The organism is Amycolatopsis kentuckyensis (genome assembly GCF_002155975.1).
GTDB classification, from domain to species: Bacteria; Actinomycetota; Actinomycetes; order Mycobacteriales; family Pseudonocardiaceae; genus Amycolatopsis; species Amycolatopsis kentuckyensis.
Genome location: NZ_MUMI01000377.1, coordinates 1 through 11,989, shown reverse-complemented (window position 1 = coordinate 11,989; position 11,989 = coordinate 1). Strand labels below are relative to the sequence as shown.

The window sequence follows — 11,989 nt, the reverse complement described above, 5'->3', positions numbered from 1 at the left end:
CGGCCGCGGCGCCCGGCTACACCCCGGGGTACGCCGCGCCGCCCGGCTTCGGGCCGCGGTTCGCGCCCGGCTACACCCCCTACGTCGCCAGGAAGTCGAACACCGGCGTCGTCGTCGCGGTCGCCATCTTCGCGATCGTGGCCGTCGCGGGCGGCCTCATCGCCGCCGTCGCGCTGTCCGGGAACCACCAGCGGCACGTCGCCGACGCCGGTTACTCCAGCACCTACCCGACCACCACCGAAGAAACCACCACCGAAGCGACGACCTCGGCCACTACCTCGTCGACCGAGGAACCGACGACCGCCCGCACCACCGAGCGCCGGACCCCGACGTCGCAACCCCCGGCCGGCCCCCGCTCGGTCGCGGCCACCGGGAACAACCCGCTCTTCGGCAGCCCGGACTACGGCCTGCAGAACGTCCCGTGCTCGCTGAGCCGCTGGGCGACCGACCAGAACAGCGTCCAGCGGTTCTTCCAGTCCGGCATCGCCTGCCTCGACGCGATGTGGTCGCGCATGCTCGGCGCGGTCGACCTGCCGTTCCGGACGCCGAACCTGTCGGTGCCGCGGTCACTGTCGGAATCGTCGACACCGTGCGGCAGCGGGGGCACCACCACCGGCGTCACGCCGTTCTACTGCTCGGCGAACAACACGATCTACATGCCGATGGACCGGATCGAGCTCGAGGTGTGGGGCAACCACCCCGGCCCGTACCTGTCGATCCTGGCCCACGAGTACGGCCACCACGTGCAGAACATGTCCGGCATCACGGAGGCGTTCGCCAACCAGCGCTACGACGCGGGCGCCGACTCCGCGGCCGGCCTGGAACTGTCCCGGCGGATGGAGCTCGAGGCGCAGTGCTTCTCGGGCATGTTCCTCGGCTCGGCCTCGGTCTCCGGCGGCTCGGTCGACAAGAACCTCTACAACGAAGCCTGGAACGCCCAGGACCGCGGCGACGACTACGCCCGCAACGGCAAACGCGACCACGGCAGCGCCAAGCACAACATCAGCTGGTGGCAGCACGGCGCCACCAAGAACCGCAACCAGCAGTGCAACACGTGGCTCTCACCCTCGGGTGACGTCTCCTAGCCGTGTCGACCCGCCGATCACGCGTGTCGGCTCCCTGATCACGCGTGTCGACCGTTCCCGCACGTCAGCTCGGCGGGGTGAACGGGTTCTCCACGGGCACCGGGGTACCGGACGGCGGTGTCGGCGGATCCGGCTGCGCCACCGGCTGGACGCTGCCTGGCTGCGCCACCGGCTGGACACCGCCCGGCGGCGGCCCCGGGTAGGGCCGGACCGGGGCCTGCCAAGGCGAAACCGGGGCCTGCTGCGGATAGCCGTGCCGCGCCTGGGCCGCGTACGCCTGGAACGCCCGGGCGTGGTCGCGGTTGCGCCGTTCCGCCAGCACCGCCGCCAGGAACGCCCACGGCGGCACCCCGGGCGGCACCTGCGTGCCCAGCGCGTTTCCCAGCTGCTGCGCGAGCCCCCAGCCGAGCGCGTGCGACGCCTCCGGGCTCAGCTCGTGGAACCGGGCGAGGAACTGGCGGCTCGCCAGCGCGAGGTCGTCCGGCAGGCGGGTCAGGTCGAGCTGGGACGCCCAGCCCTCGAGGCCCGGCGGCATGCCGATCGCCGCGTACGCCGGGCCGGCCGCGGCCCGCTCGCGGACCACCAGCGTCCCGGCCAGGAAGTCGCCCACGCGGCGGCCGTTCGACGAGCTGAGCGAGACGACCACCGCGACCGCGCCGAACAGCCCGAGCGCCCAGAAGTCCACGACGAAACCGGCAAGCCCGCGCACCAGCGCGTGCCGGAACCGGATCGGGCCGCCGTCGACGCGGACCACCCGCAGGCCCATGGCCATCTTGCCCGGCGAGCGGCCGTGCGAGAGCGTCTCGAACACGACCGGGTAGCCGACCATGATCAGCACCGTCAGCACGAGCATCAGCGCCAGGAAGAGCGAATCGTCGACGTACGCCAGCGCGAAGGTGAGTACCGTGACCAGCCCCAGCAGCAGCGCGAACTGCAGGAGCACGTCCAGCGCCATCGCCAGCGCGCGGCTGGCGAGCTTGGCCACGCGAAGGTCCAGAACGACCGCTTCGCCGGTGACCAGCTCCGATTCCTCGTGCACGAGGCCCAGCGTATCGACGGATAGGGTGGTCGGTGTGGATGTGGACGTCTTCGTCGCTGCGCATGCGGCGGAGTGGAACCGGCTCGGCGAGCTGGTCCGGCACGGCAGCAAGCTGACCGGGCCGGAAGCCGACGAGCTGGTGACGCTCTACCAGCGGACCGCGACGCACCTGTCGATCGTGCGCTCGGTCGCGCCGGACCCGGCCCTGCTCGGCCGGCTGTCCGATCTGGTCGCCCGCGCCCGGTCGGCGGTCTCCGGGTCGCACAACCCGGCCTGGCGGGAGGTCGCGCGGTTCTTCACGCGCCGGTTCCCCGCCGCGGTCTACCTGTCACGGCGCTGGTGGATCCCGGCCGCGCTGGTGTCGATCGCGGTGATGGCGGTGATCTCGGTCTGGGTCGCGCGCGACCCGATCGTGCGCGCGTCGCTGGGGAGCCCGGACGAGCTGAGCGAGCTGACCAAGCCCGGCGGTGAGGCGGAAAGCTACTACTCGACCGGGCCGGCGGCGTCGTTCGCGGCGCACGTCTGGACGAACAACGCGTGGGTGGCGGCGACCTGCCTGTTCCTCGGCGTCGCGCTGGGCCTGCCGGTCATCGGCGCGCTCTGGATGAACTCGCTCAACGCCGGCGTGATCATCGGCGCGATGAGCGCGGCCGGCCGCGGCGACGTGATGATCGGCCTCCTGCTGCCCCACGGCCTCCTGGAGCTGACGGCGGTGTTCGTCGCGGCGGGCACGGGCCTGAAGCTCGGCTGGACGGTGATCGACCCGGGCCGCCGCTCCCGCACGGCGGCACTGGCCGAACAGGGCCGGTCGGTGGTGGTGATGGCGCTCGGGCTGACGTGCGTGCTGTTCGTGTCCGGGGTGATCGAGGCGTTCGTGACCCCGTCGGGCTGGCCGACGTGGCTGCGGGTGGGCATCGGCGTGGCGGTGGAAATCGCTTTCCTGGTCTACGTCTTCACGCTCGGCCGCCGCGCGGCGAAGGACGGCGAGGTCGGCGACCTGGACGCCCGCGACGCCGGGGACGCCCTGCCCGAGTCCGCCTGAGTGTGCGGGAACGGCCGACTCGCGTGATTGGCGGGTCGACTCGCGTGATCAGGGAGCCGACACGCGTGATTGGCGGGTCGACACGGCGAAGCGCAGTCGTGTCGTCCTGCGGATCACGCGTGTCGACCCTTTGCTCACGCGAGTCGGCTGTCCGATCACAGGCGGCCGGCGGCCTTCAAGGCCAGGTAGCGGTCCGCGAGAGCCGGGGGGAGCTCCTCCGGGACCGCGTCCACCACGCTCACCCCGTGCCGGACCAGGCGCTCGGTCACGCGCCGGCGCTCGGCCGTCGTGCGGGCGGCCGCCGCCGCGTCGTAGACCGCTTCCGCGTCACCCCGGCCCGTCAGCATCTCCGCCACCCGGGGGTCCGCCACCGACGCCACCACCAGCTCGTGCCGGCCGGTCAGCGAGCTCAGCACCGGGAAGAGGCCCTCCTCCATCGGTGCCGCGTCCAGGCCGGTCAGCAGCACGACCAGCGCGCGACGCCGCGTCCGCTGGAGCACCTCCGCGATCATCCCGCGCGCGTCCGTCTCGACCAGTGACGGCTCGATCGGCGCCATCGCGTTCACCAGCGACGTCAGCAACGACGCCCCCGACGACCCCTGCACCGCCGCCCGCAGGCGCCGGTCGTAGGCCAGCAGGTCGACCCGGTCGCCGGCCCGGGTCGCCAGTGCGGCCAGCAACAGGGCCGCGTCCATCGCCGCGTCCAGCCGCGGTGCGTCGCCCACCCGGCCCGCCGAGACGCGGCCCGTGTCGAGAACCAGCACCACGTGCCGGTCGCGCTCGGGGCGCCACGTCCGGACCATGACGTCGGCCGCCCGGGCCGTGGCGCGCCAGTCGATCGACCGGACGTCGTCGCCGATGACGTATTCGCGCAGCGAGTCGAATTCCGTGCCCTGGCCGCGGATCAGGACCGCGTTGCGGCCGTCGAGCTGCTGCAGCCGCGCGAGCCGCGACGGCAGGTGCTTGCGGCTGTGGAACGGCGGCAGCACCCGGACCGTCCACGGCACCGCGTGCGAACCCTGCCGCGCGGCCAGGCCCAGCGGGCCCACCGAGCGGACCGTCACCCGCGCCGCCGTCCGGTCGCCCCGCCGCGTCGGCCGCAACGGAGTCACCAGCGCCCGCCGCTCCCCCGCCGGGACGCGCACCGGATGCCGGTCCTGCGCGCCCGCGCTCGGCGGCCACGCATCGCGCAGCTGCCCGCGCACCGGACGCCGTCCCGGGTTGGCCACCACGAGCGTCACCTCGCACGGCTCCCCGAGCCGGACCGAAGTGTCGCCCGAGCGCGCGAAAGTCAGCGCCCGCACGCTTCCCGCCAGCGTCAGGTCGACGACGACGAGCACCAGCAGCACCGCGCCGACCGCCAGGATCCCGGTCGTCGACGGCAGGAGCAGCCCGACCACCAGCGCGCCGAACAGCGCCAGCAGCCCGAGCCTTCCGGTGACGGCCATGTCAGCGCGGCACGGGCACGGACGCGAGCACGCGGTCCAGCACGCCGTCCGCGGTGACGCCCTCGAGCTCGGCCTCCGGCCGGACGTCCAGGCGGTGCCGCAGCGCGGGCCGGGCGAGGGCCTTGACGTCGTCGGGGGTCGTGTAGTCGCGCCCGGCGAGCCACGCCCACGCGCGGGTCACCGCGAGCAACGCCGTGGCGCCCCGCGGCGAGACGCCGATCCGCACCGAAGGCAGCGACCGCGTCGCCCGGCACAGGTCGACGACGTACCCGATCACCTCGGGCCCGACCGTCACGCGGGCCACGGCTTCGCGGGCCGCGGCGAGTTCCGGGGCACCGGCGACCGCCTTGAGGCCCGCCGCGGCGAGGTTGCGCGGGTCGAAGCCCTGCGCGTGCCGCCACAGGATGCCGATCTCGTCCTCGCGCGAGGGCGCCGGCATGGTCAGCTTGAGCAGGAACCGGTCCAGCTGCGCCTCCGGCAGCGGGTAGGTGCCCTCGTACTCCACCGGATTCTGGGTGGCGATCACGATGAACGGGTCCGGCAGCGGCCGGGACTTCCCGTCGAGCGAGACCTGCCGCTCCTCCATCGCCTCCAGCAGCGACGACTGCGTCTTCGGCGGCGTCCGGTTGATCTCGTCGGCGAGCAGCAGGTTCGTGAACACCGGCCCCTCGCGGAAGGAGAATTCGCCGCTGTGCGCGTCGTAGACGATCGAGCCGGTGACGTCGCCGGGCATCAGGTCCGGCGTGAACTGGACGCGCGTGGTCTCCAGGTCCAGTGCCGCGGCCAGAGCGCGCACCAGCAGCGTCTTCGCCACCCCCGGGACGCCTTCGAGCAGCACGTGCCCCCGGCACAGCAGCGCCAGGATCAGCCCGGTGACGGCGGCTTCGTTGCCGACGACGGCCTTGCCGACCTCGGCGCGCAGCGCGATCAGCGCGTCGCGGGCCCCGGTCGCGTTCTCGGTACCGCTGGTCAAGTTCGCCCTGCCTCTCGTTCCACCTGATCGAGTTCGCCGGCCAGCCGGACCAGCGCGGGGTCGTCGGGCACCGGCGGGCCGTAGAGGACCGCGCCGACGTCGTTCGCCGGACGGCCGGTCCGCGTGCTCACCGACTCCACCAGCGCCGCCGGATCGGCGTCGCGCGGCAGGCCCAGCGTGGTGCGCAGCCGGTCGCGCGCCGCTTCCCGCAGCGTCTCGCCAGCGTGGCCGGCCGCCTTCGCCCGCCGGTACAGCCGGGCGCGGCCCTCGGCCGTTTCGGCCGCGCGGACCACGATCGGCAGCGGCTCGGTGACCACCGGGCCGAGCCGCCGGGCCCGCCACAACGCCAGCAGGGCCACGGCGACGAACGCCTGTCCGGCCCCGTAGTACCAGCCGTCCGGGATCAGGTCGAAGATCGACCGGCGGGAGTCCTCCAGCGCCGGGTCCGTCACCGAAGGCAGGTACCAGACGAGCTTCGGGTGCGCGCCGAGCAGGCGCAGGGCCAGCGCCGCGTTGCCCTGTTCGGTGAGCCGCGCGTTGGTCAGCGGTGCCGGCGTGCCGAGCAGCGTCGTCGTGCGGTCCCCCTCGGCGAGCTGCAGCAGCGTGCCGCCGCCGTCCTCGCCGGGGTAGCACGAGCGCGCGCCGGGCGAGGCGTAGCCGATCCCGCCGAGCGTGGCGTCGCCCGCCGCGACCGCCGCGGCGACCGTGCACTGCGGCGGCAGGTTCCCGACGTCGCTGCGGCCGACCGGGTGCACCAGCGGCAGCGAGTCCCGCAGCGTCACCTCCCCCGGTGTCACCAGGACGACGTCGGCCGCGCGCTCCCGCAGCGCGTCGAACGGCTTCGCCGGGGCCACGTCCGGGGCGGTCACCAGCAGCGTCGCGTCCTCGCCGACTTCGGCGTCCGCCTCGGCGGCCGTGCGCACGGTCCGGACGTCGACACCCTGGTCCTTCAGCAGTTCCACCAGCGCGTGCGTGCCACCGGGTTCGTACGAGCCGGGTTCGAGGGCGCCGTAGGCCTGCTCGCCGCGGCCGAGCAGGAGCAGGGCCGCGGCGACGACGATCAGGACGAGCAGGACGAGGGGAATCCGGGCACCGCGCCAGATCCGGCCCAGGTCGGGCGAGACCGAGGTGCTCACGGCGCCGCCATGGCGACCGGACGCTCACGCCGGCAGCGCTCGTCCAGCTCGGTCAGCTCCCGGTACGCCGCCTCGGTGCCGTCCCGGCCGCCGTAGTGCACGTCGTCGAAGAGCCGGGCGCCCTGCCGCAGCCGGTCCGCGACGTTCGGCAGCAGCTGCCCGGCTTCGGCGGCGGCCTCGTCCGCCGTCCGGCCGGAGCGGGTGTCGAGCAGCGCGCGTTCCTCCAGCGATCGCACGACGGCGCGGAAGCGGTCGCGGACGGCGTCGTCGAACCGGCCCGCGGCGGCGGCTTCCGCGGCCGAGCGGCGGTAGTCGGCGGCGCTCTTGCGCTGCCCGCCGAAGACGACGCGATCGGCCCGCGCCGAGCCGGCGATCTTGCCCGTGCGCAGCCGGATCACCACGACGAGCACGATCAGCAGCACGACGATCAGCACGAGCCCGAAGATCCCGCCCGGGACGTCCGAGGAAGCGCCGTTCAGCAGCTTCTCCAGCTGCTCCCCGAGCCACTGCCAGAACTGCTCCAGGAAGCTCGGCTGCGCGTCCCGGTACTTCGGGTCCGACAGCTCCTGTTCGGCCGCGCGGCGAGCGGCGTCCCGGTCGATGTCGACCGGGACGTCGGTGAGCCGGAAGGTCACCATGCCTGCGGCGGCTGGACCCCCGCGGCGCGGGCCAGCTCGATGTCCATGCCTTCGCGGCGCATCCGCAGGTCGAGGTAGACGATCACGGTGACCAGCGCGACGAACGGGATCGCGACGGTGCCGGCGATGATCTGCCCGGCCGAGGCCAGGAGCAGGTCGCCGGTGCTCGGCACGGTCACCTTGCTCGGGTTGAACATCTCGCTGAACACGCCGGTGCCGATGGTGAACGGCAGCTGGACGATCCGCTCGAAGATCGCCTGGATGAGCACGGCCAGCAGCAGCACGCCGAGCACCCGCCAGAACCCGCCGAGGACCAGCTTGACCGACCGGGCGAACGCCGTCCGGAACGTCCCGCGCTCGAGCACGAGGGCCGGGGCGGCCAGCGCCCAGAACGTCCAGGCGAGCACGCCCGGGACGATGCAGAGCATGACGCCGATGGTGCTGAGGATCGTGTAGACGAAGGCCACGCCGAGCAGCGGCAGCAGCCGCGGCTGCACCTCGCGCCAGGCGATGGCGAAGGTGACCTCGCGGCCCAGCGCGGCGCGGCCCATCACCGCGGCCATCAGGCCGGTGGTGAGGGTCAGCAGGAACGTCGAGACCAGCGCCGAGGAGATCAGCACCAGGAAGAGGTCGCCGAACGTGCCGAAGAGGGCGTTGCGGATCTCCTCGTCGGTCGCGGCGGGGCCGAGCTCGACCGTCACGGCGAAGCTCTGCAGGTTCGTGAGCATGTACTTCTGCAGGACGAACGAGACCGCGGCGCCGATCACCGACATCACCACGCCGATGCCGAGCACCAGCAGCGCGTTCCGGCGGATCGCGGTGATCGCGCCGTCGAGGATGTCGCCGATGTTGAGCGGCCGCAGCGCGATCACGCCGGGCTTGCCGAGCCCGTTCGGGCTCCAGCGCGGCGGCTGGTACTGCGGCTGCTGCTGCCCGGTGAACGGCGGCAGCGCGCCCGGCTGGGGCCCGTGCTGCCAGCCCGGCGGCGGCGTCGGCGGGGCGGCCTGCGCGTCCGGCGCCTGCCAGCCTCGCGGCGGCGTCGCCGGTGACGCGGAGTGATCTTCGGATCGGTTCGGCTCACCCGATCCGGGGGCGAAAGCCTGGGGCACGCCCTGGCTCGGAGTCGGCGTGTCGGCGCCCTCGCCGCCGGGCGCGCCACCGGTGTCTGTCATCGAAGCCCCTCGCCTGCAGTACCTGCTTGACGACACTCTCTCAGAGCGGGTTGCACCCGGCCAGACCTGGGGTGACGCCGGTGTGTCGTGACGCCGCGCGCACGGACGGGTGCGAGACGCCCCATTCCCCCGATATGCTGAATGGCGGGATCGGGTACCCCCGGTCCGTACCGAGACCCTTCGGGACTGCCTAGTGACGCAACCGCCCCCCGGCCAGGAACCGCCTCGCGGAACCGTCCAGCCGCCGCCGGTGCCGGATGCGCAACCGGATCTCCCGTGGCTGGGCCGCCCGCACACCGTGTCCGCCCCGAGGCGCCGGTCACCGGCGGCGGTGATCGGCGTGTGCCTCGGCGCGGTGGCCGTGCTGGTGCTCGGGCTGGTCGCGATCGTGGCCCTCAACCGCGACGACACCCCGCTGGCCAACCCGAACCTCCGGGACGTCCCGTCGTCCCAGGACGTCCCCCCGCAGCAGCTGCCGCCCGGCGGCGCGGGTGCCCCGGCGTCGGCGTCGAACCCGGCGACCGAGCTGTCGACGCCCAGCGCGACCGGCCCGCAGAAGGTCCTCAAGCTGGCCGACCACCCGATCCTGCAGGACCCGAACGCCGGCCTGCAGAACCGCGTCTGCACGCTGCCGGCCTGGCAGAGCACGCAGGCCGGCGCGGAAGCGTTCTTCACCGCCGCCAGCAAGTGCCTCGACGCGGCGTGGGGCCCGTTCCTCACGGCCTACCGCCTGCCGTTCACGCCGCCGTCGCTGCACTTCCCGACGGGCGCGAGCTTCGAGACCGAGTGCGGCACCATCCAGGTCGGCATCGCGACGGCCGCGTACTACTGCGAAAACAACCTGTACGTCCCGTTCCGCGGGCTGCAGACCGACCAGTACGGCAACAACCCCGGCGTCTACCTGGCCCTGTTCGCCCACGAGTACGGCCACCACGTGCAGGAGGTCGCCGGGCTGATGGACGCGGCCTGGCAGAAGATCTACGAGGCCGGCCAGAACAGCCCGGCCGGCCTGGAGATGTCGCGGCGCAAGGAACTGCAGGCCCAGTGCTTCTCGGGGATGTTCCTCGGCGCGCACGTCGACCAGGGCGGCACGATCACCCGCGACATGTACAACAAGGCCTGGAACGACCAGGAGACCCGCGGCGACAACACCTCCCGCAGCCACGACCACGGGACGAACGCACACTACGCGTCCTGGTGGCGGGCGGGCGCGACGAGCAACCGGATCTCCGACTGCAACACCTTCGCTGCGCCGTCGTCCGAGGTCAGCTGACCTTCGCGGCGGGCTTCGGCCGCAGCGGGATGCTCAGCCAGAGGTGGACGAACATCCCGCCGGAGAAGCACGCGAACACCAGCAGCGCCAGGCCGAGCGGGCGGCGGGCGTCGGAGGCGCCCATCGACGTGTCCGCGAGGGCGACGGTGACCGGGCCGGCGTCCGGCAGTGCCTCCGGCACGGCGATCTCGACGCGTTCGCCCTGGCCGTGCCCGCAGCCGTCGAGCGTGCCTTCGTGGGCCTTCCCGGTGACGGTGAACTTGACGGTTTCCTTCGCGTCCGCCTGACCGCACGGCGCCGGCTTGGTCACCTCCGCCTGTACCGGGGCGCCCAGGACGTCGTTGCCGATGCCGAGCAGCCCGGGCCCGGCCAGCCAGGCGAGCAGCACGACGAGCACACCCGCCGCGGCGGGGATCGCCACCGTGGGCCACGTGAGGGCGAGGGATCGCGGGGGCACCCGGTCATGGTTCCAGATCCCGCGGGCAAAACCCAGGTGCCCTGGTCAGCGCTCGATCTTCTCCGCCTGGGTGACCTTTTTGACGTAAAGCAGCTTGTCGCCCGGTTCGATGGCGTCGGCCTGCGGGGCGTCCACCCGGTACAGGACGCCGTCGCGGACCAGGCCGAGGACGAGGTCGGCCAGGTGCCGCGGCGACCCGCCCTCTTCGGACGGTTCGACCGCCCGCTCGGCGATCGCCAGGCCCGATTCGGGGGTCAGCAGGTCTTCCATGATGTCGACGACCAGCGGCGTCGACGTCGCCATGCCGAGCAGCCGCCCGGCCGTTTCGCTGGAGACGACGACCTGGTTGGCGCCGGACTGCTTGAGCAGGTGGACGTTCTCCGCTTCCCGCACCGACGCGACGATGTGCGCCTTGGGCGCCAGCTCGCGCGCGGTGAGCGTGACGAGCACCGCCGTGTCGTCGCGGTTCGGGGCGACCACGACCGCCCGCGCGTGCTGGACCGCGGCCACGCGCAGGACGTCCGCCCGGGTGGCCGAGCCGTGCACGGCGACGAGGCCGAGCGCGCTCGCCGCGTCGAGGGCCTGCTGGTCGGTGTCGACGACGACGATCTGCTCCGGCGCGATGTTCTCGTCGCCGAGCAGCGCGTTGACGGCGGACCGGCCCTTGGTGCCGAACCCGACGACGACGGTGTGCTCGCGCACCTTCGTCCTCCACTTCTGGATCTTGAACGCCTGGCGGGAGCGCTCGGTGAGCACTTCCAGGGTGGTCCCGACCAGGACGATGAGGAAGAGCACCCGCAGCGGGGTGATCACCAGGACGTTCACCAGCCGCGCGGACGACGTGGCCGGCGCGATGTCGCCGTAGCCGGTCGTCGACAGCGAGACGGTGGCGTAGTACAGGCTGTCCAGCAGGGAGAGGCCGTCACCGTTGGCGTCGCGGTAGCCGTCGCGGTCGAGGTAGACGATGATCACCGTGGCCAGCAGCGCGAGCGTCGCGCCGATGATCCGCTTGACGATCGAGCGGAGCGGGCTGACGGTGAGCTCCGGCATCCGCAGGATGCCGACGAGCTCGTGGTCGGGCCGATCGGTGAGGCTGCCGAGCGGCAACCGCTTGAGGGCCTTCATGCTGGCTCGTGTCGAGCGTCACTCACGCCCGGAGGATAGCCGAACCGGACACGACGCCGCCGCGTGAAACGATGAGTTCATGGCAACCTCGCAACGGCCCGCCCACCTGCTGGCGGGCGCGCTGGGCTTCATGGGCGTGCTGCACTTCGCCGTCCCCAAGCCGTTCGACGGCCTGATCCCGGCTTCGCTGCCGGGCTCGCGGCGGGCGTGGACGTACGGTTCGGGAGTGGCGGAACTGGCGGTCGCGGCCGCGGTGGCGACGCCCCGCACCCGCCGTCTCGGCGGCCTGGCGGCGGCGCTGTTGTTCCTGGGTGTGTTCCCCGGCAACGTGAAGATGGCAGTGGACGCCTCTTCGAAAAAGGCCCCGGCACCGCAGCGCGCAATCGCCTGGGCCCGCCTCCCCCTGCAATGGCCCCTGATCACCTGGGCCCTAAAGGTCCGCGACAACGCGTAACCCGCGTGATCGAGCCCCGATCCCGCGTGATTGGGGCCGTAACTCGCGTGATTGAAGCCGGAACTGGCGAGTTCCGGCCCCAATCACGCGAGTTCCGGGTTCAATCACGCGAGTTCCGGCTTCAATCACGCGAGTTCCGGCCTCAAT

General features: G+C 73.0%; 12 protein-coding genes. 4 read left to right on the top strand and 8 right to left on the bottom strand.

The features are described from left to right. On the top strand, window positions 1–1,085 hold a 1,085-nt coding region (locus CCN39_RS32285), incomplete at its 5' end, for a neutral zinc metallopeptidase (protein WP_244211093.1). Between the two features lie 64 nt (window positions 1,086–1,149). Here CCN39_RS32285 and CCN39_RS32280 read toward each other — a convergent pair. After that, window positions 1,150–2,124, bottom strand: coding sequence for an RDD family protein (locus CCN39_RS32280; protein ID WP_086848454.1), 975 nt, complete (start codon window positions 2,122–2,124; stop codon window positions 1,150–1,152). 34 nt (window positions 2,125–2,158) lie between these two features. Between CCN39_RS32280 and CCN39_RS32275 the strand changes: the two genes are divergently transcribed. Continuing rightward, the gene (locus CCN39_RS32275; protein WP_167455245.1) at window positions 2,159–3,166 is read left to right on the top strand and encodes a stage II sporulation protein M; all 1,008 of its coding nucleotides are present in this window, start codon (window positions 2,159–2,161) and stop codon (window positions 3,164–3,166) included. A 155-nt stretch (window positions 3,167–3,321) separates the two neighbouring features. Here CCN39_RS32275 and CCN39_RS32270 read toward each other — a convergent pair whose 3' ends face one another. Genes CCN39_RS32270 through CCN39_RS32250 form a run of 5 tightly spaced genes read right to left on the bottom strand, consistent with a single transcriptional unit; the run spans window position 3,322 to window position 8,533 of the window. Beyond that, window positions 3,322–4,614, bottom strand: a complete 1,293-nt coding sequence (locus tag CCN39_RS32270; protein WP_086848450.1) for a DUF58 domain-containing protein — start codon at window positions 4,612–4,614, stop codon at window positions 3,322–3,324. 1 nt (window position 4,615) lies between these two features. Continuing rightward, a complete protein-coding gene (locus CCN39_RS32265) occupies window positions 4,616–5,587 on the bottom strand; it encodes an AAA family ATPase (protein WP_086848448.1) in 972 nt (323 codons plus the stop codon). Further along, window positions 5,584–6,723 carry a DUF4350 domain-containing protein gene (locus CCN39_RS32260; protein ID WP_086848446.1) on the bottom strand — a complete coding sequence of 380 codons (1,140 nt, stop codon included), beginning with the start codon at window positions 6,721–6,723 and terminating at the stop codon, window positions 5,584–5,586. The genes CCN39_RS32265 and CCN39_RS32260 overlap by 4 nt, the downstream gene beginning before the upstream one ends. Then, on the bottom strand, window positions 6,720–7,361 hold the full coding sequence (locus CCN39_RS32255) for a DUF4129 domain-containing protein (protein WP_086848444.1): 642 nt from the start codon (window positions 7,359–7,361) through the stop codon (window positions 6,720–6,722). The genes CCN39_RS32260 and CCN39_RS32255 overlap by 4 nt, the downstream gene beginning before the upstream one ends. Beyond that, the gene (locus CCN39_RS32250) at window positions 7,355–8,533 is read right to left on the bottom strand and encodes a hypothetical protein (RefSeq protein ID WP_086848442.1); all 1,179 of its coding nucleotides are present in this window, start codon (window positions 8,531–8,533) and stop codon (window positions 7,355–7,357) included. The genes CCN39_RS32255 and CCN39_RS32250 overlap by 7 nt, the downstream gene beginning before the upstream one ends. 250 nt (window positions 8,534–8,783) lie before the next feature. Here CCN39_RS32250 and CCN39_RS32245 point away from each other — a divergent pair, with 250 nt between their 5' ends. Then, window positions 8,784–9,806 (top strand): neutral zinc metallopeptidase, encoded by a 1,023-nt coding sequence (locus CCN39_RS32245; RefSeq protein WP_086848440.1) that lies wholly within the window; start codon window positions 8,784–8,786, stop codon window positions 9,804–9,806. Here the strand turns inward: CCN39_RS32245 and CCN39_RS32240 are convergent. Together CCN39_RS32240 and CCN39_RS32235 are read right to left on the bottom strand one after the other, a co-directional pair. After that, complete coding sequence (locus CCN39_RS32240; protein ID WP_086848438.1) at window positions 9,799–10,227, bottom strand: hypothetical protein; 429 nt, start codon at window positions 10,225–10,227, stop codon at window positions 9,799–9,801. The two genes, CCN39_RS32245 and CCN39_RS32240, sit on opposite strands and share 8 nt — an antisense overlap. An 81-nt stretch (window positions 10,228–10,308) precedes the next feature. Then, window positions 10,309–11,388: a potassium channel family protein gene (locus CCN39_RS32235; RefSeq protein WP_086848436.1), complete on the bottom strand. Its 1,080-nt coding sequence runs from the start codon at window positions 11,386–11,388 to the stop codon at window positions 10,309–10,311. A gap of 79 nt (window positions 11,389–11,467) precedes the next feature. Here CCN39_RS32235 and CCN39_RS32230 point away from each other — a divergent pair, with 79 nt between their 5' ends. Further along, window positions 11,468–11,842, top strand: coding sequence for a DoxX family protein (locus CCN39_RS32230; RefSeq protein WP_086848434.1), 375 nt, complete (start codon window positions 11,468–11,470; stop codon window positions 11,840–11,842). Window positions 11,843–11,989: the final 147 nt, after the last annotated feature.